The organism is Haloferax mucosum ATCC BAA-1512, assembly GCF_000337815.1.
In the GTDB taxonomy this organism is placed as follows: Archaea; Halobacteriota; Halobacteria; order Halobacteriales; family Haloferacaceae; genus Haloferax; species Haloferax mucosum.
Window position 1 is genome coordinate 109,448 of sequence record NZ_AOLN01000006.1, and the last position, 22,142, is coordinate 131,589.

General features: G+C 61.8%; 21 protein-coding genes. 11 read left to right on the plus strand and 10 right to left on the minus strand.

Translation table 11 applies throughout. The features are described from left to right. The first annotated feature begins 100 nt into the window (after positions 1-100). The 3 genes from C440_RS03510 (at position 101) to C440_RS03520 (ending at position 4,082) form a co-directional block, all read left to right on the plus strand. Entirely contained in the window at positions 101-2,329 is a 2,229-nt protein-coding gene (locus C440_RS03510) for a CDC48 family AAA ATPase (protein WP_008318315.1), read from the plus strand. Positions 2,330-3,244: 915 nt separating this feature from the next. Continuing rightward, positions 3,245-3,673 (plus strand): hypothetical protein, encoded by a 429-nt coding sequence (locus C440_RS03515; RefSeq protein WP_008318317.1) that lies wholly within the window; start codon positions 3,245-3,247, stop codon positions 3,671-3,673. A 130-nt stretch (positions 3,674-3,803) separates the two neighbouring features. Continuing rightward, positions 3,804-4,082 carry a hypothetical protein gene (locus tag C440_RS03520; protein ID WP_008318319.1) on the plus strand — a complete coding sequence of 93 codons (279 nt, stop codon included), beginning with the start codon at positions 3,804-3,806 and terminating at the stop codon, positions 4,080-4,082. 91 nt (positions 4,083-4,173) lie between these two features. Here C440_RS03520 and phoU read toward each other — a convergent pair whose 3' ends face one another. From phoU to C440_RS03545, 5 genes are all read right to left on the minus strand, one after another. Further along, a complete protein-coding gene (gene phoU, locus C440_RS03525; protein WP_008318320.1) occupies positions 4,174-4,854 on the minus strand; it encodes a phosphate signaling complex protein PhoU in 681 nt (226 codons plus the stop codon). A 186-nt stretch (positions 4,855-5,040) separates the two neighbouring features. Then, complete coding sequence (pstB, locus tag C440_RS03530; protein WP_049915319.1) at positions 5,041-5,889, minus strand: phosphate ABC transporter ATP-binding protein PstB; 849 nt, start codon at positions 5,887-5,889, stop codon at positions 5,041-5,043. 51 nt (positions 5,890-5,940) lie between these two features. Further along, positions 5,941-7,569, minus strand: coding sequence for a phosphate ABC transporter permease PstA (gene pstA / locus C440_RS03535; RefSeq protein ID WP_008318322.1), 1,629 nt, complete (start codon positions 7,567-7,569; stop codon positions 5,941-5,943). Position 7,570: 1 nt separating this feature from the next. Beyond that, on the minus strand, positions 7,571-8,530 hold the full coding sequence (gene pstC / locus C440_RS03540; protein ID WP_008318323.1) for a phosphate ABC transporter permease subunit PstC: 960 nt from the start codon (positions 8,528-8,530) through the stop codon (positions 7,571-7,573). A gap of 65 nt (positions 8,531-8,595) precedes the next feature. Beyond that, a complete protein-coding gene (locus C440_RS03545; RefSeq protein ID WP_008318324.1) occupies positions 8,596-9,654 on the minus strand; it encodes a PstS family phosphate ABC transporter substrate-binding protein in 1,059 nt (352 codons plus the stop codon). Positions 9,655-9,995: 341 nt separating this feature from the next. On the opposite strand from C440_RS03545, the gene C440_RS03550 reads away from it, so the two are divergent. Continuing rightward, positions 9,996-10,997, plus strand: coding sequence for a phosphate uptake regulator PhoU (locus C440_RS03550; RefSeq protein WP_008318325.1), 1,002 nt, complete (start codon positions 9,996-9,998; stop codon positions 10,995-10,997). A gap of 273 nt (positions 10,998-11,270) precedes the next feature. Here the strand turns inward: C440_RS03550 and C440_RS03555 are convergent, their stop codons facing one another. Continuing rightward, a complete protein-coding gene (locus C440_RS03555; protein WP_008318326.1) occupies positions 11,271-11,648 on the minus strand; it encodes a 30S ribosomal protein S8e in 378 nt (125 codons plus the stop codon). A 129-nt stretch (positions 11,649-11,777) separates the two neighbouring features. On the opposite strand from C440_RS03555, the gene C440_RS03560 reads away from it, so the two are divergent. Next, positions 11,778-12,224, plus strand: a complete 447-nt coding sequence (locus C440_RS03560) for a DUF2240 family protein (protein WP_008318327.1) — start codon at positions 11,778-11,780, stop codon at positions 12,222-12,224. Between the two features lie 121 nt (positions 12,225-12,345). Continuing rightward, complete coding sequence (locus C440_RS03565; protein ID WP_008318329.1) at positions 12,346-12,756, plus strand: hypothetical protein; 411 nt, start codon at positions 12,346-12,348, stop codon at positions 12,754-12,756. A 56-nt stretch (positions 12,757-12,812) separates the two neighbouring features. Here the strand turns inward: C440_RS03565 and C440_RS03570 are convergent, their stop codons facing one another. Further along, positions 12,813-13,472: an HAD family hydrolase gene (locus C440_RS03570; RefSeq protein ID WP_049915322.1), complete on the minus strand. Its 660-nt coding sequence runs from the start codon at positions 13,470-13,472 to the stop codon at positions 12,813-12,815. A gap of 143 nt (positions 13,473-13,615) precedes the next feature. Between C440_RS03570 and C440_RS03575 the strand changes: the two genes are divergently transcribed. Continuing rightward, entirely contained in the window at positions 13,616-14,887 is a 1,272-nt protein-coding gene (locus tag C440_RS03575; RefSeq protein WP_008318332.1) for a DNA double-strand break repair nuclease NurA, read from the plus strand. Positions 14,888-14,923: 36 nt separating this feature from the next. On the opposite strand, the gene C440_RS03580 is transcribed toward C440_RS03575, so the two are convergent. Then, a complete protein-coding gene (locus tag C440_RS03580; RefSeq protein WP_008318333.1) occupies positions 14,924-15,280 on the minus strand; it encodes a DUF7113 family protein in 357 nt (118 codons plus the stop codon). A 136-nt stretch (positions 15,281-15,416) separates the two neighbouring features. Here C440_RS03580 and C440_RS03585 point away from each other — a divergent pair, with 136 nt between their 5' ends. The 3 genes from C440_RS03585 (at position 15,417) to C440_RS03595 (ending at position 18,802) form a co-directional block, all read left to right on the plus strand. Beyond that, positions 15,417-17,375 carry an ATP-binding protein gene (locus C440_RS03585; RefSeq protein WP_008318335.1) on the plus strand — a complete coding sequence of 653 codons (1,959 nt, stop codon included), beginning with the start codon at positions 15,417-15,419 and terminating at the stop codon, positions 17,373-17,375. A 166-nt stretch (positions 17,376-17,541) separates the two neighbouring features. Then, entirely contained in the window at positions 17,542-17,976 is a 435-nt protein-coding gene (locus tag C440_RS03590; protein ID WP_008318336.1) for a universal stress protein, read from the plus strand. 154 nt (positions 17,977-18,130) lie between these two features. Next, a complete protein-coding gene (locus tag C440_RS03595) occupies positions 18,131-18,802 on the plus strand; it encodes a nitroreductase family protein (protein WP_008318337.1) in 672 nt (223 codons plus the stop codon). Positions 18,803-19,059: 257 nt separating this feature from the next. Here the strand turns inward: C440_RS03595 and C440_RS03600 are convergent, their stop codons facing one another. Further along, a complete protein-coding gene (locus tag C440_RS03600) occupies positions 19,060-20,322 on the minus strand; it encodes a KaiC domain-containing protein (RefSeq protein WP_049915266.1) in 1,263 nt (420 codons plus the stop codon). Positions 20,323-20,463: 141 nt separating this feature from the next. Between C440_RS03600 and C440_RS03605 the strand changes: the two genes are divergently transcribed. Continuing rightward, on the plus strand, positions 20,464-21,285 hold the full coding sequence (locus tag C440_RS03605; RefSeq protein WP_008318344.1) for an NAD(+)/NADH kinase: 822 nt from the start codon (positions 20,464-20,466) through the stop codon (positions 21,283-21,285). An 81-nt stretch (positions 21,286-21,366) separates the two neighbouring features. On the opposite strand, the gene C440_RS03610 is transcribed toward C440_RS03605, so the two are convergent. After that, positions 21,367-22,119 carry an SDR family oxidoreductase gene (locus tag C440_RS03610; RefSeq protein WP_008318346.1) on the minus strand — a complete coding sequence of 251 codons (753 nt, stop codon included), beginning with the start codon at positions 22,117-22,119 and terminating at the stop codon, positions 21,367-21,369. Positions 22,120-22,142: the final 23 nt, after the last annotated feature.

The window sequence follows — 22,142 nt, forward strand, 5'->3', positions numbered from 1 at the left end:
CGAAACAGGCTGTGACCACGAGATGGCTTGACCCCGGTTCGACCGGGGAAGGACTTATCCGATGGCCTCTCACAGGTATCAGCATCCCCGCGAGGTAATCATGAACGAAGTCCAACTCGAAGTGGCGAAAGCGTACCCGAACGACTCGGGACGCGGCATCGCCCGTCTTGACCCGGACACCTTGCTCCATCTCAAGCTCTCGCCGGGAGACATCATCGAGATAGAGGGAGGAAAGACGACCGCCGCGAAGGTGTGGCGGGCAGACCGGCAGGACTGGAATACGGATACCGTCCGCATCGACGGGTTCACCCGGCAAAACGCCGACGTGAGCATCGGCGAACGCGTGACGATTCGCAAAGCAGAGGCCAAGAAAGCCGACAAACTCGTGTTGGCGCCGCCCGAAGAGGCGAGCGTCCAGTTCGGGTCCGACGCGGCCGGCATGGTCAAACGGCAGATTCTCAAACGACCGGTGGTCGAACGCGACATCGTCCCGGTGATGTCGAGTACGAACCATCCGTTTATGCGGTCGCCCGGACAGGCGATTCCGCTCATCGGCGTCGAAACGAAACCTGAGGGGGTCGTCCTCGTCACCGAAGACACCGACGTCGAACTCCGCGAAGAGCCGATTTCCGGCTTCGAAAAGACCGGAAGCGGCATCACCTACGAGGACATCGGCGGCCTGACCAACGAGATTCAGCGCGTCCGCGAGATGGTCGAACTGCCGATGAAACACCCCCAGATATTCAAGAAACTCGGCATCGAGCCGCCGCAAGGGGTGTTGCTCCACGGTCCGCCCGGCACCGGGAAGACGCTTCTCGCCCGCGCGGTCGCAAACGAGACCTCGGCGAGTTTCTTCTCTATCGCCGGTCCCGAGATAATCTCGAAGTACTACGGCGAGTCCGAACAGCAACTCCGCGAGATATTCGAGGACGCCAAAGAGGAGTCGCCGAGCATCATCTTCATCGACGAACTCGACTCCATCGCGCCCAAGCGCGAGGACGTGACCGGCGAGGTCGAACGCCGCGTCGTCGCCCAACTGCTGACGATGATGGACGGTCTCGAAGCCCGCGGGCAGGTAATCGTCATTGCGGCGACGAACCGCGTCGATTCCGTTGACCCCGCGCTTCGTCGCCCCGGCCGGTTCGACCGCGAGATCGAAATCGGCGTCCCGGACGAGGAAGGTCGCAAGGAGGTTCTCCAGATTCACACCCGGGGGATGCCGCTTTCCGACGACGTGGACCTCAACAACCTCGCAGACGACACCCACGGCTTCGTCGGCGCCGACATCGAGGCGCTGACCAAAGAGGCCGCGATGAAAGCGTTGCGGCGCTACCTCCCCGAAATCGACCTCGATAGGGAGGACATCCCGCCGAGTCTCATCGACCGGATGGTCGTCAAAAACGACGACTTCGGCGGCGCGCTCGGCGAGGTTGAACCCTCGGCGATGCGCGAGGTGCTCGTCGAGATTCCGAAGGTCACGTGGAAGGATGTCGGCGGACTGGAAGAACCCAAACAGAAGGTCAAAGAGAGCGTCGAGTGGCCGCTGACGACGCCCGAGAAGTTCAGTCGGATGGGCATCGAAGCGCCGAAAGGAGTGCTTCTGTACGGTCCACCCGGCACTGGGAAGACGCTCATCGCCAAGGCCGTCGCCAACGAGACGAACGCGAACTTCATCTCGGTGCGCGGCCCGCAACTGCTCTCGAAGTGGGTCGGTGAGTCGGAGAAGGCGATTCGACAGACGTTCCGCAAGGCGCGGCAGGTCTCGCCGACCATCATCTTCTTCGACGAGTTGGACGCGCTCGCGCCCGCTCGCGGCAACGAGATGGGGAACAACGTCTCCGAGCGCGTCGTCAACCAACTCCTGACGGAGTTAGACGGACTCGAAGACGCCGGCAACGTCATGGTCATCGCGGCGACGAACCGGCCGGACATGATAGACCCCGCGCTCATCCGCTCGGGCCGCTTCGATCGTCTCGTGCTCATCGGCCAGCCCGAGGAGGAAGGCCGCGAGCAGATTCTCGACATCCACACCCAGTCGAGTCCGCTCGCACCCGACGTGAGCCTCCGCGAAATCGCGGAGATAACCGACGGCTACGTCGGTTCGGACCTCGAATCCATCTGCCGCGAGGCCGCTATCGAGGCGCTCCGCGAGAACGACGATGCCGAGGAGATCGAGATGCGGCACTTCCGGAAGGCGATGGAGTCGGTCCGGCCGACCATCACCGAAGACCTGATGCGGTACTACGAAGAGATTCAAGACCAGTTCAAAGGCGGGTCCCGCGAGGGTCTTTCACCCGACACGCGCGACGGCCGTATCGGCTTCCAGTGAGCTGACACCCGCTGTTTCTTCATTTTTAGAATAGCGAGACGACAGTCGGAGTCCCGTATAGGGGAGCAATTTTGGTAAAACTCGTAGAATATGATTGATGTGGCGTATTGAGTAGAAAGAGAGAATCACTCAAGTGACCCTGAGACATTGTCACTACCTGACAAGGTAGCAAATAGATGCCCCGTGATGGTCACGTAATGAGGTCGAAGATGGTAGTCGCTAGGAGGCCCAGTAACAGGAGAAGAGATATCACTCGAAAAACGCCAGCTGTTCGTCGTCGATGCGTTGGAAGGGACTCAGCGATTCCAAAGAGCGCGCATGCTACAGAAACGAACCCCTGTGATGTATAGGGAGAACCACCGATACCACCGAAATAGACGCATATACACAAGTGGAAGAATGCGAGGAAGAACAGTAATACCGCCTTGGGTCCGCGAGAAGGCTCACATAGTACTATTTTCTCAATTATGGATGGCATCGGTTGAAACGCCATCCCGAATTTTTAAATATTATGTGGGTTCGGGCGGAATCAACCAGTGGCCAAGACGTACTCTGTATTCAGCACGACCGCAGAGACCCCACCAAACACCGTCAGGAGTCGCGTGCTGAACGTAGAAGATGAGTGCAGTATGACGGGTTCTGTTCACCAACACTCTCTATCTCCGATTCAGTCGGTGTGCATACCAAGCACCGTCTTAGCGTACTGTTTCTGTTACACGTGTTCAATAATGTTACTTGATTAGGGTATCATGATGTTCTATGGCTTCTGGGCGCTACCCACGTATCACGGTCACTGAAGGCCCGCAACCGAGTGACACACCATTCCAGCTCAGGGTGGAGAAGCGATGCGATTTCTCAGCCGATTCCCCTGCTCGGATTCTGGCTTCATTTGAAAATCGGTCCCCAGAAGAGCAAATGGTTGGCTTCGGCGCAATCCAGCCATACTCCTCTCTCTGGAGTGAAGACGAGGGGTGGCTCGTTCTAATCCCGAGTAACCGTGAGACACAGAAACACGTCTTCGGAACGGACGAACAGATTATCCCTGACCGCCCAGTCGATGGGTGTTGGCAGACGAATCCTATCAACTTCGCTCGTCCTGACGTGCGTAACTGGCAGTCGCTCAATGCGAGGGAGTGCATTCAGGCCGAATACGCGGTATTGCACTACCCGGAACGAGAGATATTAGCGGCCACGATGGACACGTGGGTGAGCAATCGGCCCGAAGAGATGGGTTGTCTTCCCGTAGGGGAACACCGCTTCACGGAATCGTTTGTCCCAAAGAGTAGAGCGGAGACGACATGGGAAGCGTTCGAGTGGAGTTACACACTCACGATTGAAGAATAGCTCCTCTCTATCTCCCGATTCGAATAATCGAAGTCCCGGCAAGTTCTCGCGGCCACCTTGCACCCTCTATTCTGTATAGCTCCGGTAGATGATGGCAAAGATAATACCAACCACCCTCTCAATCAAGTGTATGGCCCTCCACGTTGACCGACGGCTCACCGCTGGACTCATGTCGATCTGTTGTGGCGTCCTCGCTCCGCTCGTCGCGGAGGAGATACTAGCGCATCAGCTCTCGTTGGAGGGGATGCCTGTCGTCTACGGATTTTTGGGACTTGCGGCGGTCGTGACCGCTGTTTCTGTCTGGTGCGCTTCGACGTATTCGTGGAAGTACGTACTCCTGTATGCGGTGTTGACCGTCGGGAGCGCAATTGCAACGTTCGGCTACCTGTTCGCCCAGACGCAGGCCTGAACCGCTGTCCTCTCACTGACTGGGCTGTACTGTTGTCCCCCTGCTGACGGCCTGTGTTTTTTGAACGAACCGAAATTGGAACGGACGTCGCTCAGAACAGAAGCGAGTCGTCGTTGTCGATCATGTAGAGCGTCCGTGCGGCGACGTTGACCGCGTGGTCGCCGATGCGTTCGAGGTCACGAACCGTAAGCAGGAGGCGTCGCACGTCCACGAGGAACTCTTCGGGTTCGACGTCGCCGTCGCCTTCGAAGTCGCCGGTGGACATGAGGTCGCGGACGATGCTCTGCGAGGCGTTGTCGCACATCTCGTCGAGGCTGTCGTCGCGTTCGGCGACCGAGCGACACAGGTCGGTGTCTTCGGTCTCGTAGGCGTCCATCGCCTGGTCTACCATGTCGAGCGCGGAATCGCCGATGCGACGGATATCAACTTCGGTGTACACGTCGTTTTCGGCGTCGAGCGCGTACTGTGCGAGGTTGGTTGCGAGGTCGCCGATGCGTTCGAGGTCGGTGATAATCTTGAACGAGGCGGCGATGAATCGGAGGTCGCCCGCGACCGGCTGTTGAAGCGCGAGCAGGTCGATACAGTCCTGTTCGAGGTCGAGATAGATGCGGTTGATCTCTCGGTCTCCCTCGATGACCTCCTCTGCTTGCCGTTCGTCTTTGTCTTCGAGCGCGTTGAGCGCGTATCGGACCCGTTCGGCGACCAATTCGCTGAGATACAACACGTCTTTTTCGAGTTCCTCGAGACGTGCTTGATACGTATTTCTAGCCATACGTGACGTTCTGAGAGGAGGCATCAAATTCCTTGTGATGCCATGGGAATGTGTCTCAATATCTATATGTAGCGCCTGCGAGCCGTCAGTACCGACCGTACGAAACAAGAGATACCCGTCGTAAGCGAGACCGGAACGAGAGAGTTAGTTTCCGACTGCCGAACTAGTCAGGGCTGTGACCGCGGCTTATCCGAACTTCCCGGTGATGTAGTCTTCGACGCGCTGACTCTCGGGATTCTCGAAGATTTTCTGCGTGTCGTCGAACTCGACGAGTTCGCCGCCGGTGAGGAACACGGCGGTCTTGTCGGAGATGCGTGCCGCCTGTTGCATGTTGTGGGTGACGATGACGACCGTGTAGTCCTCGGCGAGTTCCTCGACGAGGTCTTCGATTTGCGAGGTCGCAACCGGGTCGAGAGCGGACGCGGGTTCGTCCATGAGCAGGACTTCCGGGTCGGGCGCAATCGCACGAGCGATACAGAGACGTTGTTGCTGGCCGCCGGAGAGGTCGAGACCGGATTCGTGGAGGCGGTCTTTGACTTCGTCCCAGAGGGCGGCGCGTTTGAGGGACTTCTCGACGATTTCGTCGTAGTCGCCCTCGATGCCCTGAATCTTCAGCCCGTAGATGACGTTCTCGTAGATGCTCTTCGGGAACGGGTTGGGCTTTTGGAACACCATACCGACGCGGCGTCGGAGCGCGACCGGGTCAACGTCGTTGTCGTAGACGTTCTTCCCGCGGAGGGTGAGGTCGCCTTCGACGCGAGCGACGTCGATGAGGTCGTTCATCCGGTTGATACACCGGAGGAACGTCGATTTCCCACAGCCGGACGGACCGATCATCGCAGTCACGCTGTTTTCGGGAATCTCCATCGAGATATCCGTGAGCGCGTGGTCGTCACCGTACCAGACGTTGATGTCGTTCGAACTGATGACGGTCCCCGCGTCGCGTTTCGGCGAACTCTCCGATGCTGAGAGGCCCTCGCTCACGTCCGTTTGCACGAGCATCTCGTCGTTCGTCGGGTCCTCTGTTCCGGTCATAGCTGACTGTTCTCTCTCGTTTGTTTTGTCTTTTTGGCTCATTGGTTTGGATTAGGATTCGCTTTCGAACTTGTTCCGGAGGACGATGGCGATAGAGTTCATCGCAAGGAGTACCACGAGCAACACGACGACGCCCGCCGGGACTGCCTTCGTGTAGAAGTCCTCACTCGCAAACAGGGTCGACCACGCGTACACCTGCAGGGGCATTGCACTCACCTTGGAGGTAAGTTCCGTCGGGAGACTGAACAGCACGTTCGGGGCACCAATCATGATGAGCGGTGCCGTCTCACCGATTGCCCGACCCAGTGCGAGGATGGTCCCGGTCAGGATACCGGGGAACGCCTCGGGAAGGACCACGTTCTTGACGGTCTGCCAGCGGGTCGCGCCCATGCCGTACGACGCCTGTCGCATGTCTTGCGGGACGGCCCGAATCGCCTCGCGGGAGGAGATGATGACGATAGGCAAGATGAGCAGGGCGAGCGTCGCGCCACCGATGATGACCGTCCCCGTCGCCTGTCCAAGGTACGTGACGAACACGCCGAGTCCGAGCAGTCCGTAGACGACCGAGGGAACTCCGGCGAGGTTCGAGATGTTCACGTCGATAAACCGGGTGAAGCGGTTGTCGGGGGCGTACTCTTCGAGATACACCGCCGCGCCGACGCCGGTGGGGAACGAAAGCGCCGCCACGGTGACCATGAGCAGTATCGACCCACCGATGGCGGGGTAGAGACCGGCACGCTCGGCGCTCGAACTGTGCGGGTTGGTGAGGAACTGCCAGTTCACCCACGACTGGGGTCCGGCGAAGCCGAGCAAATCGACTGCCGCCGCACCGACGAGCGACCCGACGATGACGGTTCCAGCGAGGAGCAGTCCAATTCGTTCCCGTTTACGGGTGAGTGCCGCCCCACCGGCGTACGTCGCAGTCGGGACGACCGCGACGGCGGTGACGACGACGAAGGAGTTCGAATCGTAGCCGAGAAGCGGGCCGAGAAGCGCCGCGAGACCCGTCACGACGAGCGCCGCGACGCCAGCAATCAGGCCGGCCGTCGCGTCTTCGCGGATTCGCGCGATGTACTGCCCGACAACGAGTGCCGCAACGCCGCCGAGGACGAGCGCGAGAATGACCCAGTCCGACGGGACGACGGGTGCCTTCTGGACGAGTTCAGGGATACTGTGCAGATAGCCCGGGACGCCGAAAAGCGAGAGGAAGAACGCCGCACCGGTCGCGGCGACACGCGGGGTAAAGGAGATTTGGCGTTCGTATTTCGTCAGGATAACCGTGAGCGCGGCGGGGATTACGAGTCCAACCGCGTACGAGAAGCCGGTGAGTGGCGGGATGATATCAACGAAGACGATAGCGACGCCGCCACTGAAGAGCACTGCCACGGCCAACATGCCGACGACCGTACTGCCGAGTTTGAGCGCATCGGTGTTCCGGCGATAGAGATAGCCGCCGACGAGTGTCGTCGGGACGACGAGCGTCAAGAAGAACGTCAGATGCCAACCGGCGTCGGCGGTGAGCGGCTGAATCGCGTCGTTTGCGACGTAGACGAGGAGAACGGCAAGCGTGACGATGCCGAACATCGTCGCCGCCAAGAGGAGGTATCTGAAGACGGTGCCGACCGTCCGGCTGACCTGTCCGAAACCTTCGGCGTAGCCGGATTCGGTATCGGTTGCCATCTCAGTAGACCTCCCGGTACCGTCGTGCGACGTAATCGCTGATGACGTTCATGATGAGCGTGATGACAAAGAGCACGAGACCGATAGCGAACAGACTGCGGTAGGCGAGACCGCCCCCGGTGATGTCACTGTTGAGCAGTTGCACCATCGCGGCGGTCATCGGGAGCGCCCCTTCGAGGTACGATGCGGGGTTGATCGGGTTGAGGAACTTCGCCTGTGCACCGGCGGCGACGGTGACGGCCATCGTCTCGCCGATGGCGCGCGAAAGCGCGAGGATGAACGACGAGAAGATGCCGGAGAGTGCGGCGGGAACGACGATACCGGTCGAAACGTCGAACTTCGTCGCGCCCATGCCGTAGCCTGCCTGCCGGAGTTCGTCGGGGACGGCGGACATCGCGTCCTCGCTGATGGACGCGACCATCGGGATAATCATGATACCGACGACGATGCTTGCAGAGAGCATGTTGAACGTCCCGATTCCGGGAAAGACGACGCCGAGCGCGGGTGTGATGTAGATGAGCGCAAAAAAGCCGTAGACGACGGTCGGGACACCGGCGAGGATCTCAAGTGCGGGCTTGAGAACCGAGCGGGCCTGCGCGCTCGCGTACTCGCTGAGGTAGATTGCTGTCGCAACGCCGAGCGGAAGGGCGATGACTGCCGACCCGATGGTCACCATCAGGGTCGAGGAGACGAGCGCGAGGACGCCGAACTCTTGGTTGTTTATCTGCCATGTCGTTCCTGTGAGGAAGTCGACGAGCGATGCCGTCTCCCCTTTGACGTCCATCAGCGGGGCCGTGATGGTGAAGAACTTGGACGCCTCGACGACGAGAAGTCCAACGATGCTGATAGTCGTCACGACGGATAGCGCCGCACACAGGAAAAAGAACGACCGCGTCAGCAACTCACGCGGAGTGTTCTCAGTATTCCGCGTGAGGTCAGTTTCGAGGTCATCTGTGCTCATTGGATGGATTGAATCGTGGGTTATGAAAAAGCGCTTCGTTAGCTATTCTGTCGGGGGAACGCTACTTAGGCCTCGTCGATGGCCGCGTTGAGTTTGTCGAGCATCTCCTGTTGTTCCTCTTCGCCGAGCGGGACGTAGCCGACCTGGTCGGCGACGATTTTCTTGCTCGTGGACTTTTTCAGCCAGTAGCGGGCGAACTCGGCCACGTGTTCCTCGGTGAGCGACTCCTGTGCGGGGTAGGTAAAGAGCGGACGCGAAAGCGGCGTGTAATCGCCGGACAACGCCGTATCGAGGGACGGCTCGACGTAGCCGTCGCCGTCGCCGTCGTCGATGGCGACCGCCTGCACGGCGTCGGGGTTTTCGCTGTAGTAGGCGAATCCCATGTAGCCGATGGCGAATTCCGAACCTTGGACGCCCTGGATAATCGTGCGGTCCTGTTCGGTTGCGGAGTAGTCCTGTCTGTGGCCCGGCCCGTCCTCGCCGATGATTGCTTCGATGAAATAGTCGTACGTCCCGGACGCGTCGGCCGGGCCGTATATTTCGATTTCTTCGTCCGGCCACTCGGCGTTCACGTCGGACCAGGTCGTGGGCTGAGTCTCGGCGGAGAAGATGGTCTTGAGCTGTTCGACCGTGAGACCCTCACCGAGGAAGTCGTTGTCGTTGTTGACGATGACCGTCAGCGCGTCAGTCGCAACTTTCAGCTCGACGGGAGTGACGTCGTTGCTGGAACACTGATCTGCTTCTTCGCCCTTGATGTGACGCGAGGCGTTGTTGAAGTCCGTCTCGCCGGGGCAGAAGTAGTTGGCAAATCCGCCACCGGAACCGGTGGACTGGATGTTGATGTTCACTTCAGAGTGTTCGACCCGGAAGTTCTCGGCCATCGCAGTCGCAAGCGGGAAGACCGTCGAGGAGCCGGCGATATCGACGGTCCCAGACAGGCTCTGGCTTCCGTCGCCTCCCGACTGTTCGGTCTCCGAGGTAGACGTTCCGTCGCCCCCCGATTGGTCGCCACCCGAACTATCGCTGTTGTTCTCCGTACAACCAGCGAGACCCGTAAGTCCAGCCGCACCTGATGCGATCAGGAACTTACGCCGCGAAAGAACACCATCCGTGTTGCGCGTCATCAGCGTTAAAAATCCGATTTGTCCGTAAATACCCTGCTATGACAAATATATAGTAGTACGTTTTGGTATATGGGTCGCAGTTCTCCAATCGGCAGTGAGAACGAGCGTTCCCGTCTGATAATGATCGCACTGTGGCGGGTAATCCGGGGTGAATCCGTTGCGAACGGGGGATTCTAAAGGAATAGGAAATCATATATACAGCGTACACAACGCGACCAAATTCGCCCGTTCTTTCGTTCCGTACGGACGCTCGCGTGACAGTATCGCCGATTCAGGGTACTCCCCACGACCAGTATATAGAGATAGACAGTTTTATTGTGCAAAGATGACCATCCACGTCTATGGTCGAAACCCGAAAGGTGCAGGTGACCGGCGGCTCCACCTACACCGTCTCCATCCCCAAAGACTGGGCGACCGAAAACGGCGTTTCAGCCGGGAGTGAAGTCGAATTTTATCCCGAAGGTGATTCGCTCTTCTTGACTCCCCGGTCCGAAGAAGAACGCACCGAGGGCACACTGGACATCACGAACCTCGAAGGCGACGAACTCACGCGTGCGGTCATGACGATGTACGTAAGCGGCTTCGACATCATCGCGCTCGAAAGTTCGCGTATCTCCACCGACCAGCGCCGAACCATCCGCGAGGCGACACAGAGCCTCGTCGGGCTGGAAGTGCTCGAAGAGACGCGAGACCGAGTCGTCATCCGCGACCTTCTGGACTCGTCGGAGCTCTCTATCCACAACGCGGTCACGCGAATGCGACTCATCGCGCTGTCGATGCTCGAAGACGCCATCGCCGCCATCGCCGAGATGGACGAAGACATGGCCCGCGACGTCATCCAGCGCGACGACGACGTGGACCGACTCTGGATGGTGGTCTCTCGAATCTTCCGGGCGACGCTTCGGACTCCGAAAGCCGCCGAGGAACTCGGCCTTCCGCGCGAGGTCTGTTTCGACTACCAGTCTGCGGCCCGGCAACTCGAACGCATCGGCGACCACGCGACGAAGATTGCGCACCTCTCGTTGAACTTCGAAGAACCCGTCAGCGAGGAAATCGTCGAGGCAATCTGGGAACTGTTCGAAGAATCCAAATCGGTCGTCAACGGCGGGATGGACGCTCTGTTCGCCGAAGATAGCAGCGAAGCGACCCGGCTGGCGAACGAATCTCGGGAAGACGTCCAAGCAATCGACGAACGCGCCCGCAGTATCGACGAACTGCTCCGTGGTCTCGACCCCGCGCGTGCACAACTTCTCGGACTCATCGTCGATTCCGTCTCTCGAAGCGCCGACTACGGTGGCAACATCGCCGAAACGGCGCTTCAGAAAGCCGCACCGACGCCGTAGTCTCGCGGGACGACCGTCGATAACTGACCGAACCGCGGCGTCCGCCGCGCGTGGGTCACCGGCTGTGTGAACCGGACTGCGACCGAGTTTGTATTCGACTTCGGGTTTCGTTATCTCGTTTTTCGAACTGGAGAGCCGCGGCTCTCCCTCGGCTCACGCGCTTTGGCGGTGACTCACGAATCAGCCCACGAACCGACCACAATCAACCCACGATGCCGCCGCTCACGACGTCGAAACAGTGGACCGCGCCGAATGACGACGCGGGGAGAGACCTTACTCCTCGTCGATGCGGACTGCGTTGACCTGCCCGTCCTGACCGGGGCGGGAGGTGACGCGAGCGCGACCGGCGCTCGTGTCGATAATGGAGCCTTTCGTGATGATGTTCCGGCGAGCGTAGTTGACGTTCGAGGGGTTGTCAACGACGCCTTCGATGTCGGCCTGCGTGACCTCGGCACCGTCTGCGACCTGCGCGACGTCGGTCGAGAGGGCGCGGACTTTCTCGTTGTTACCGCGGGAGTCGATAATCTGGAACCGGTGTTCGCCGACCGTCGTGGCGGCGGGCTCGCGGCCCAGCTGATAGCGCTTCTTGTTTCGGGACGGTTTGAGTCGCCCGCCGGTCCGCTTCCGCTTGGAGCGTCCTTGGTCCTTCATACGGGGTAAAAACCTCGGTGAGTACTTGAATCGCTCGGAACGGCTTTCGGCGAGCCAACGGGAACCGGTATCTCGGGGCGTCGAGACCAACACAAACCGTTTAGTTCGCCCGCGCCCGCCGTCGAACCGATGAGTCTCGACGTCACTGTCGCCGTCCCCTTCCGTCAACACGGGTCGAACCGTCTCGGCGAAGGCGAGTTCGTCGTCGCCCTGTCGCTCGACCGCGATTGGTTCTCGCCGGACCAAGCAAAGCGCCTCATCGACCTCGCCACCGGCCGCGGACTGGTCGAACGCGACGACAGCGACATCGTCGCAACGTTCGACCCCGCGACCGTCCAGATTCCGGAGGAGTTCGAACCCGACGCCTCGGTCCTCCGCGAGCAGTCCGCGTTCGAGCAGGTCCTCGACGCGTGTGTCGCCGCAGGCATCGAAAAACAGGCCGCAGTCGCCGGTATCAACGAGCGACAGTCCCGTCTCGGCGTGACCGCGGAAGCCGCCGCGGTTCTCTTCGCCCGCGCGAACGATGTCGCCGTAGACGACGTTGCCGCGAAGGCGAAACAGTCACTCGACGAGTGACCGACGGGAGACAGCCTCCGGTTTGCATCCCTGTGTCGCACTGGAAGACGACAGCCATCACAGACTCGGCACGCACCGCGAAAACGACACCCCAAAACCGTCAGCCCGTGAACGAGCCGGTATGGTCGTCGATACACTCTCTGACGGAACGCGAATCGCGCAGTTGCTCGCGTCCGAGTTGACCGGACACGAAGACGCCTTCTCGACGCTCGCCGTCGTTGACGCCGACCCCGACGTCGAACCGACCGAAGACGGCGCGCTCGCCTACGCCGTCAACGCCGCCGACGAGCGAGTCGCAGAAGTGTACGTTCAGCCCGACCGCGCTCGCGTGGAGTTCGTGGTCCACCCCGACGTGACCGCCGACGCCGCGTCGGATGCGAATCTGCGCGTACGTCCGAAGGCTGTTCACCCGCCGCGAACGCTCGTCTTCGTCGAGGACGGCGCGCAGGTGAAGTGGGTACTGCCGGCGTTTCACGCACTGGTCGAGGCACGCGAAATCGAATCTGAAAGCGACGGCGAAACCCCCGAGTAAGCGCCAGCGGGACGCCCCGTCCGAGAGACGAAACGCCGACAGTCGCCGAGCGGTGTTTACAGGTCCGCGAGAAGTTCCGGGAGTTCGGTCGGAAGCGATTCACGCTGGATATGCGCGATTGCGCGCGGGTCCGGGTCGTCACAGCCCTCGCCGAGCACCTGTACCGGACGCAACCCGGCGTCGTGCGCGCCGGCGATGTCGTGGTGGACGCTGTCACCGACGTAAACTGTCTCTTCTGCCGTCGTTCCGAGTGCGTCGAGCAGTGCGTCGAACGCCCGTTCGTCCGGTTTTCCGGCCGGGAGCGCGCCGGTGACGAGCGCCGCGTCGAAGTAATCGCGCCAGCCGAGTTTATCGAGTTTCGCCTCCTGTGCGACCACGGGACCGTTGGTGAGAAGCCCAACCCGGTACGTCGTCCGCAGGCCGACGAGCATGGGTTCGACGCCCTCGGCGGGGACCACCGCGTCCGTGATTCGCTCGCGGTAGGCCGTCGCCACGTGCTCGGGGTCAACGGGCGAATCGTGGTTGTCGAGTAAGGACTCGAAGATGGGTTCGCGCGTCTCGCGCGTGAGGTTCTCTTGATGTTCCCGAAGGTACGCCTCCCGAGAGAGTGGCGGTGCGCCCGTCGCCGACGCCGCCTCGGATAGAATCGTCTCGCGGTCCCGCGTCGGCACCGCGAGTGTGTAGTCGAGGTCGAACCCGACCGCGCTGACAGACATCGTCGGCGAATCGTTGGAAACGAACTGATATGAGCGTGCCGGGACCTGTCGAACGAGACGACACATCTCGGCGAGACGGGCGGTCGCCGCAGGCCGAACGCGGCGACGACAATTCATATTACCGTCCGCGACGACGCCGAGGTATGACCCTCGACCCCGTCCACGTGGACGACATCGCGTCCATGGCGAGTTCCATCGCGGACTCGGTCGATGACACCGACTACGACGACCTCGCGCGGACGGTCTGGGAGTCGTGGCTGGACCCGCTTCCGTCGCCCGACGGCGGACTGCCGATTATCGAACCCATCGGCGAACAGCGTCTTCACGCCGCGAACGTGGACGACGTGGCGCTCACGGAGACGCCGTTTCCGACCGTACACGGACTCGACTCGGGGACCATCAACCCGACGACGTTCAAAAACGGACTCGTCCTCGACGTGGCGCACGCCGCGATGGCGTCCGAACCGTCTGACCTCGACCTCCACCGCGCGCGGTCTATCGTCATGGCGGCCCACACCAACGACCCGGTGCCGCTTTTCGACACCGGCGAGTGGCTCAAGTCCGACCGCGGTCACGGCCGCAAGCGCATCCTCCGGATTCCGCGCGTCAACCGCTACGCCGAGGGCGTCGTTCACGCGCTCGCGCTGTATCTCGCCGAGAGCGACCACGCGCTCGAACACGCCGACCGCGTGTCGGACCTCCTCATCCTCGACGGCCCGGTGTACCCGAAAGAACTCCTGAGCTGGCGGGACCGCGACGCCGAACTGCGAGACCTCGCCCGCGACGCGAAACCGAAAGCCGTCGTCGAAAACTACGTTCGACTCGTCGAGCGCTTCGTCGAGCGCGACGTGCCGCTCGCCGGTTTCGTCAAGAACCCCGGCGCGAAACACATCGTCCGGACGGTCAAGAAACGTCTCGACGAGAGCGACGGAAACGCGCCGTGGGTCGATGACGCCTCGTTTTTCCTCAGCTTGCTCGAACGCCGCGACGGGCCGGACGCCGAAGACCGCAGAACCGACGAACTCACCTTCACGAGCTGGTTCGTCTCGCGCGGCGGGTCCGACCGCCAGATGAGCGCTGACGGCGACGCGTTCGGTATCGAGCGGCAACTCGACCCCGAGTCCTACGCGCTCACGTTCTTCGTGCTGTACGACCCGCGAACCGACGTCTGCTATCGCGTCGAAGCACCCTACGCGTTCACGAAGGACACAGAACGCCGCGAGAATCTGATGCACCACGTCGTCCGCGACGTGGCCGCGACCCGTGGGCCGCCGAAAGCGGTCGAGAAAGCAGACGAGTTAGCTCGGGTGAGCATCGGCGAAAAGGCGGCGCTCAGACGAAAGCTTTCGGAGAAACTCGATACGGACCTCGTAAAGAGTTACGACAACATTCGCTGGGTCGATGCCGACGAGTGAGCGCAGGGCGTTTCGAGACGTGCGCTCGCCGCGTCGCTACGCGTTGTCTTCTGGCTGACCCTCTTCTTCCGGCCTGATAACCTCGATACGAACGTCGCGTTCGGCGAGACCGATACGTGCAAACTGCGTCTTGATGTGTTCTTTCGCCGCGTCGAGTGCTTGCTCGCGCGTTTCGAAGCCGCGCGGGAGCGGCGTGTCGAACGCGACCCGAATCGACTGGCCGTCTATCTCCAGTTTCGAGCCACCGCTTTCGACCTCGTAGAACTCGTCGCAGACCCAGACGTACGGTGCGTCTTCATCGGGAGCACCGCGGTACGTCGGCGCTTCTTCACCCCGTTCGAATATCGTTCCGGTGAGCGCCGTTCCACCACCATGACCGCGGACGAGAAGCATGGTTTAACTACGGACGCGAGACGGAAAAGTCGTGCGCGATGGCCCGACGGGAGACTCCACACCGCACAGACGAGCGACACCTGGCCGACCGACGGTGACGTGTAGGTTTTTACTCACCGCCCGCAAGCGTTGGAACATGACCGACTTGGGGGACTTCAACGATTTCGTCGGCGACGACGACCCATCGGGCGACGCGGACCGCGACGACCCGACGGAATCCGCCGCGTCCGACGACGAGGGCGACAGCGCCGGAACTAACGACGGCGACCGAACCGACCGTGCCGACCGAACCGACAACCCTCGCAGTGACGGCCGAACAAACGGGATTGCGACCGACGACCCCCCCGTGGCCGCCGAGACAGAACGCGAGACGACGGACGAACTACAGTTCACCGAGTACGACGCTGAACCCGTGGGGACCGAAGACGGAATCGGTTCGATTGCGGTCTCACAGGGACTCCGTGTCGCAGAAGACGGCGACCGGACGAAACTTCGTGCGTACGTCACGGCAGGGAACCGCGAGCGCGTCCGTCTCGGAAAGTATCTCGTCGTTCCATATCCCGGCGACGAACTGTTGTTCTGTCGCATCGTCGGTCTCGAATACGCCCAAGAGTTCCAGACCGACGATGCGACCGAGATTCACGCCCGCCGCGCCATGCGCCGCTCGCCCGACGAGTTCGCAGAGCGCGACTACAAGTTCATGGCCGAACTCGAACCCATCGCCGTGCTGTTTTCGGACCGCGGCGACCTCAAACGCCGGATGGTTGACCGCGTCCCCAAACCGGGGGCGACGGTCGGCGAAGCGGACGACGCGACGCAGATCAAGACCGGCCTGAAGATTCCCGAAGACGGCGTCTTCCTCGGACACCTCTCTGTCGGCGGCGAGAAGGTCCGGACCGCGGCGCAACCGCCGACCATCGACTACCGACTGAAAGACGACTACACCGACGGCGACCCACTCGTGTTCCGCCACACGCTCGTCGCTGGGGGGACCGGGTCGGGGAAGACCCACGGGTCGAAGAACATTCTCCGCCAGTATCTCTCACCCGAGCGAACCTACGAGATGGACGACGGCCGTGAAGTACAAGCCGCCGTCGTACAGTTCGACCCACAGGACGAGTACGCGCAGATGCACGACGACAACCCGGATATGGACGCCGAAACCGCTCGTCGCTACGACCGAGAGGGCATCGCCTACGGCGGCCACGACGACACTGTCGCGCTCGTTCCGAAGATGGCCGGGTCGTCGTATCCGGGGTCGAACCATCGCGCGGAACAGTTGGCGTTCACCATCCCATTCTCGATGGCGCGGGACCTCCCGTGGCTCGTCGCCGGCAGTAGCCTCAACGACAACCAGTACCCGGCGCTTCTCGAACTGCTAAACCGCTTTTTCCGGAGTTACGGTGACAGCGGGACCTACGAGGAGTTCCTGACGTTCCTCGACGACCCCGCGCTCAAAGAGGAACTCGACGAATCGGGTCGCGTCCACGAAGCGACCTTCGACGCGGTGAAACGTCGGGTTCGAGGGGTGCCGAACGGCGTCTTCGACCAAGACGCCCGACCGATTACCGACCTCGACCACGAACTGGTCCGCCCCGGCGGGCTGACGGTCGTGCCGACGTACCACCTCTCGTCGAGTCGAGCGAAAGAGCTGTTCGTCCTCGCGGTTTCGGCCATGCTCATCGACGACAAACTCTCGAACGACCCCGCGAGCGACCGAATCAAAGAGACGCCGCTCGTGCTCGGGATGGACGAGGCACACAACTTCCTGACCGACGCCGACACCGTACAGGCGCGGAAGGTTATCCAGAAGTTCACCGAAGCCGCCAAACAAGGCCGCAAAGAGCGACTCGGGCTGTTTCTCATCACGCAAGACCCCCAAGACATCGACGATTCGGTGTTCAAGCAAGTGAACACGAAAGTCGTGCTCAACCTCGGCGACGAAGACGCCATCAAGAGCGTCAACATCCCGCCGAATCTCGAAGACAAGGTGCCGTACATGGAGAAAGGCCAGATGGTCGTCTACTCGCCGGACAACTCCGAACCGGTCGAACTGAAGGGGCTTTCGACCTGCGTGACGCGCCACGGCGACTAAGCGAGGGCGTCGCGGGCGATTCGGCAGTTCGACTGTTCGACTGTTCGGAAATTCGATAGTTGGCGGTTCGACGATTCGATTGCCGGAGGCGTGTCGGAGCCTATTCCAACGCCGTCTCTCACGTTGCGCAGGACGGATTTTTCACCCACCCCGAGTAACTGGGACTATGGCCGAACACGTGCTCATTCCTGTCGATGGGTCGCCGCAGTCAGTCGCCGCGCTCCGCTTTGCGGCGTCGGAATGGCCCGAGGCTCGACTCACGCTTCTCAAAGTCATCAACCCGTCAGACGCCGACTTCCGCGAGCGCGCCCTAAGCGGGTCCGAAGAGTGGTATCAAGAGGAGAAACGAGAGGCGCGAGAGACGTTTGCCGAACTGAAAGCCGAGGTTGGACTCGTCGATAGCGACCACGAGATTAGGAACACGATTGAAGTTGGAAGCCCCGCAAAGACCATCCTCAAGGTGTTAGACGCCGACGGTGCCGACTACGACCACGTGGTCATGGGAAGCCACGGTCGAACCGGCGTCTCGCGCATTCTCCTCGGGAGCGTTGCCGAGGAGGTCGTTCGCCGCTCGCCCGTCCCTGTGACGATTGCCAGGTGACTGCCACGACGGTCACACTGGACTCGACGGTCACGGCAAGTAACACGCGTGTCACCTAATAAAATCGGTGGAATGAGTACTGCGACCATGCCGGAATCGGCGGATTAGGCCGGATTCCAACCCCCTATTATCGTGTCGTCCGTTGCGTGGAACAATGGATTTCGAAGAGGTAGTGACGACACGCCGTTCCATCCACGAATACGCCGACGAACCGCTCGCTGACGAGACGCTCGAAACGATATTCGAAAACGCCGTCGAAGCGCCGTCGAGCTACAATCTCCAGCCGTGGGAGTTCGTCGTCCTGCGCGAAGACGAGACACAACAGGCGCTCCGCGAGGCGGCGTACGACCAAGAACACGTCACGGGTGCCGCCGCGTCGGTCGTCATTCTCGGCAACAAGGACCCCGAAGCACACGCCGACCGAATCGCCGACGACATGCTCGAAAAGGGGTACCTCCCGAACGAGGACGCCCGCGACGGCGTGCTCGAAAGCATCGCCGGAATGGCCGACCTGCCCGAAGAAGAACGCCGTGTCTGGACCGTTCGCTCCACGTCGCTCGTTGCGATGTCGCTCATGTACGCCGCGTGGGACCAAGGCGTCGCCAGTTGCCCCATCGGTGGCTTCGACAGCGAGGCCGTACTCGACGCGTTCGACATCGACGGCGAGCAGTACGAACCCGTGATGCTCCTGACGATGGGCATCCCCGCCGACGATGCCGCCGAGATGCAGGCCGAACGCAAGCTTCGTCGCCCGGTCGATGAAGTCGTTCACTACGAGGAGTTCGAACCCACGCAGTCGGCCGACCCCGCGCCCGCAGACGACTAAGCGACTCCTCCCTCGGATGCGCTCCGTTCCCCCCTCATCATTTTCCCACCAGTACCCCTCATCATCTCCTCACCAGTTTTCCACCAGTACCTACCAGCATCCTCCCTCAGAACCGTCGAAGCCGCAGGCTTAGCATTAACTGACGTCGTGATAGTAGCGTTTGGACCCGCCTCGGATTCGTACACGCGAGTCCGTCACGGAAGTCGGTCCTCGGTCCCGAAACGATGTTGTAGGAGAGAAAGCGATGGTGTGGCGAGTTAGAAGATATTCGCCTGCCGGTAGACGCTGATACCCTCGCTCGTGAGTTCGTACGGCTTCGTCTCGCGGGAGTGGTTAGCGTCGCGTATCTTCTGAATCTCGATTGCGAGGCGCGTTTCGCGGAAGTCGTCGGGGCGGATGTACTGGAGTACGAACACCGCGTCCGAGAGATATTCGACGATACCATGCCGTGAGACGTACGGATTCGATTGGTCCGCCTCGGAGGTAAGCATCGTCGTCACGCCAGCTTCTTTCAGCGACCGCGTGAAGTTGAACACCTCACTGCGGCGCTTCGACGGCTGGTCGTACATCATCTCCAAGAGCGACACGGAGTCGAGGACGAGTCGGTTCGCGCCGAAGTCCTCGATGAGGCGCGGCAGGTCGTTTCGGATGCTCGACAGGCTGTTTGCCATCTCGACGGGGTCTAAATCGACGATTGCCAGTCGACCGTCGCTCTCGTGTTCGGTGAAACCCCAGCCTTTCTCGTCTGCGGTGCTGAGGATGCGCTCGCGGCTCTCTTCGAGCGTGATGTAGACGCCGCTTCCGCCGTCTCGAAGCGTCTCGCGGAGGAACTGTAATCCGAACGTGGTCTTCCCGGTCCCGGCGCTCCCGATTGCGACCATGAGCGACCGCTTCGGGACGCCGCCGAGAATCATGTCGTCGAGTCCTTCGATGCCGGTGTCGATACGGGCGATATCGGATTCGAACTCCTCGTCGTCGAAGGACGGCGAGTCGGATTGGTCGCCCGTGTCGAGCGCGAAATCGCCACCCATGCCACCGGACGAAGAGCCACCGAATCCGCCTCCCGCGTCGTCCATCTCCGGCGTCGGCGCGTTTTCGAAGGCTGTTGCGAAGTCCATCGAAAACGGGTCGTCATCGGGGTCGTCGGCCGGGGAACCCGGTGATTCGCCGTCTGTCGTCTCGGTCGAGTCGTCTGGCCCGTCCGGGAACGGTTGGTCTGCAAACGGATCGCTATCGGCGCTCTCGCCTTTCGACGCGTCCGGAGACGCCAGTCCATCGCCCGACCCCGAGACCGATTCACGGTCGCCTGACTCGGAGTCGGCGTCTGTGTCGTCGTCCGACTCGCTCGGCGACACCGCGCTGTCCGTGCCGTCTGGGGAGTCCGCGTCGTCGCCGCCCTCGGCCTCCGATTCGGCTGTTACATCGCTCTCTTCGTCGGCCGCAGCATCGTCGTCCTCGTCGGTGTCGCCGTCGCCACGCTCGCGGAGTGCCCGCTCGAACCAGTCGTCGTCCTCGCTCATCTCGCCCACCACCCGAGGACCGCGTGGCTGGCGTCCGTCCCTGCCATCACCTCAAGGTCGTCTGGGAGCGTCATGAACGTTTCCCGTGTGCGAGGATAGCGTGACGGTGGGCTTTTGCCCGGGGACATCGAACCGCGTGACATGAAGGTCGGCATCGTCGCACAGAAGGGCAACAGTCGAGCCGCGTACCTCGCCGCGAACATGCGAGAGGCGCTTTTGGACGTCGATGTCGAGGCGGTCGTCGATGCGGCGACCGCCGGCGAACTCGGCGTTGACGGGCTTCCCGTAGAAGCGTTCGACGAGTGCGACCTCGTGGTAAGTATCGGCGGCGACGGGACGTTTCTCTACGCCGCCAGAGGTGCTGACGGCGTCCCAATTCTCGGCGTCAACCTCGGCGAAGTCGGGTTCTTGAACGCCGTCCCGCCCGCCGACGCCATCGACGAAGTCGTCGCTGAAGTCGCCGCGTTCCGCGAGGGGACGCTCTCGGTTCGGGAAGTCCCCCGCATCGTCGCCCGCGGTGACGACTGGAAGATGGACCCGTCGATGAACGAAGTCGTCGTCCACGGCCCGAGACGCGGCCACGGCGGCGGTGCCGGGTTGGAAATCCGCGTCAACGGCTCGTTGTACTCCGGCGGCATCGCAGACGGCGTCCTCGTCACGACGCCCGCGGGAAGCACCGCCTACAACCTCAGCGAGGGCGGCCCGCTCGTCCACCCGGGCGTCGAGGGACTCGTCGTCACCGAGATGGCTTCACAGGAGGGGATGCCGCCGCTCGTCGTCCCGCTCGACGCGACCGTGACGGTGACCGTCACCGATGCGGATTCCGCTGTCGTCGTCGGCGACGGCCGAACCCGCCGCACCATTTCGCCTCCGACTGAGGTCCGAATCGAGCGGTCCGATTCGCCGGTTCGACTCGCCGGGCCGACCTCCGACTTCTTCGAAGCGCTCGGCAAACTCGACTAACCGTCGTCTCCGCGTTTTGTCTCCGTTCGGCAAACGCCTACCCACAGGTCTACCTCTCCCACTTTCGTGCACCGCTCCGAACTAGTCCGCCGGTTCGCGCTCGCCGCGGCAGGGGTCTGAGTCACCCTGCGGAATCGGCGTCCACCGGATATCGACGGTGTGGTTCGTGCGGTCTCGGAGTCCCGGCCGCGAAACGACTTCGAACGTCCGGTTTTCCGTCTCTCTCGTGAACAGCGAATGCGCGAGGACGTTCGCCACGTCGGCCCGCGGAATACTTCCGGAGACGGAGTCGCCGCCTTCGCCGACGAGCACCTCGTCGGTCGTGGGCGCGTCAGTGAGCGCCCCCGGTCGGATAATCGTGTGAGCGAGCGGCGCGTTTCGGAGTCGTCTTTCGCTTCGTTCTTTCGCCGGGAGCACGCCCGTCGCGGTGAGTATCGCGCGCAAAGAGAGCGGAAGGCCGTCTTTCGAGTTGCCGACGCCGATAGAGGACATGAGAACGAAGCGCCGAATATCGGCGGCCGCCGCCGCCTCGACGAGGTTTTCGATGCCCTCTCCGTCCACGAGGTCGCCGCGAATCGTGTCGAGTCCAGCGGCGACGCCGACGGCCGAGACGACGGCGTCAACGTCGGTGACTGCGTCCCGAGCGGTGTCGCGGTCGAGTAAGTCGCCGACGACGACTTCGTCGGCACCGCGCGCTCGGAGCACCGACTTCGCGTTGGAGTCGCGGGTCAGCGCCCTGACGAGAAACGGCGTGTCCGCCAGCGCATCGAGGACGAGTCGGCCTGTCCGACCTGTCGCACCGGCGACGAGGACGCGGCCGCGCTTCCGTGTCATACCCGCACATGGAAGCGAGGGTC

Coding starts and splice junctions, on each gene's coding strand:
- C440_RS03510 (WP_008318315.1), top strand. CDS start 101: ATGAACGAAGTCCAACTCGAAGTGGCGAAAGCGTACCCGAACGACTCG.
- C440_RS03515 (WP_008318317.1), top strand. CDS start 3,245: ATGGTTGGCTTCGGCGCAATCCAGCCATACTCCTCTCTCTGGAGTGAA.
- C440_RS03520 (WP_008318319.1), top strand. CDS start 3,804: ATGGCCCTCCACGTTGACCGACGGCTCACCGCTGGACTCATGTCGATC.
- phoU (WP_008318320.1), bottom strand. CDS start 4,854: ATGGCTAGAAATACGTATCAAGCACGTCTCGAGGAACTCGAAAAAGAC.
- pstB (WP_049915319.1), bottom strand. CDS start 5,889: ATGACCGGAACAGAGGACCCGACGAACGACGAGATGCTCGTGCAAACG.
- pstA (WP_008318322.1), bottom strand. CDS start 7,569: ATGGCAACCGATACCGAATCCGGCTACGCCGAAGGTTTCGGACAGGTC.
- pstC (WP_008318323.1), bottom strand. CDS start 8,530: ATGAGCACAGATGACCTCGAAACTGACCTCACGCGGAATACTGAGAAC.
- C440_RS03545 (WP_008318324.1), bottom strand. CDS start 9,654: ATGACGCGCAACACGGATGGTGTTCTTTCGCGGCGTAAGTTCCTGATC.
- C440_RS03550 (WP_008318325.1), top strand. CDS start 9,996: ATGGTCGAAACCCGAAAGGTGCAGGTGACCGGCGGCTCCACCTACACC.
- C440_RS03555 (WP_008318326.1), bottom strand. CDS start 11,648: ATGAAGGACCAAGGACGCTCCAAGCGGAAGCGGACCGGCGGGCGACTC.
- C440_RS03560 (WP_008318327.1), top strand. CDS start 11,778: ATGAGTCTCGACGTCACTGTCGCCGTCCCCTTCCGTCAACACGGGTCG.
- C440_RS03565 (WP_008318329.1), top strand. CDS start 12,346: ATGGTCGTCGATACACTCTCTGACGGAACGCGAATCGCGCAGTTGCTC.
- C440_RS03570 (WP_049915322.1), bottom strand. CDS start 13,472: ATGTCTGTCAGCGCGGTCGGGTTCGACCTCGACTACACACTCGCGGTG.
- C440_RS03575 (WP_008318332.1), top strand. CDS start 13,616: ATGACCCTCGACCCCGTCCACGTGGACGACATCGCGTCCATGGCGAGT.
- C440_RS03580 (WP_008318333.1), bottom strand. CDS start 15,280: ATGCTTCTCGTCCGCGGTCATGGTGGTGGAACGGCGCTCACCGGAACG.
- C440_RS03585 (WP_008318335.1), top strand. CDS start 15,417: ATGACCGACTTGGGGGACTTCAACGATTTCGTCGGCGACGACGACCCA.
- C440_RS03590 (WP_008318336.1), top strand. CDS start 17,542: ATGGCCGAACACGTGCTCATTCCTGTCGATGGGTCGCCGCAGTCAGTC.
- C440_RS03595 (WP_008318337.1), top strand. CDS start 18,131: ATGGATTTCGAAGAGGTAGTGACGACACGCCGTTCCATCCACGAATAC.
- C440_RS03600 (WP_049915266.1), bottom strand. CDS start 20,322: ATGAGCGAGGACGACGACTGGTTCGAGCGGGCACTCCGCGAGCGTGGC.
- C440_RS03605 (WP_008318344.1), top strand. CDS start 20,464: ATGAAGGTCGGCATCGTCGCACAGAAGGGCAACAGTCGAGCCGCGTAC.
- C440_RS03610 (WP_008318346.1), bottom strand. CDS start 22,119: ATGACACGGAAGCGCGGCCGCGTCCTCGTCGCCGGTGCGACAGGTCGG.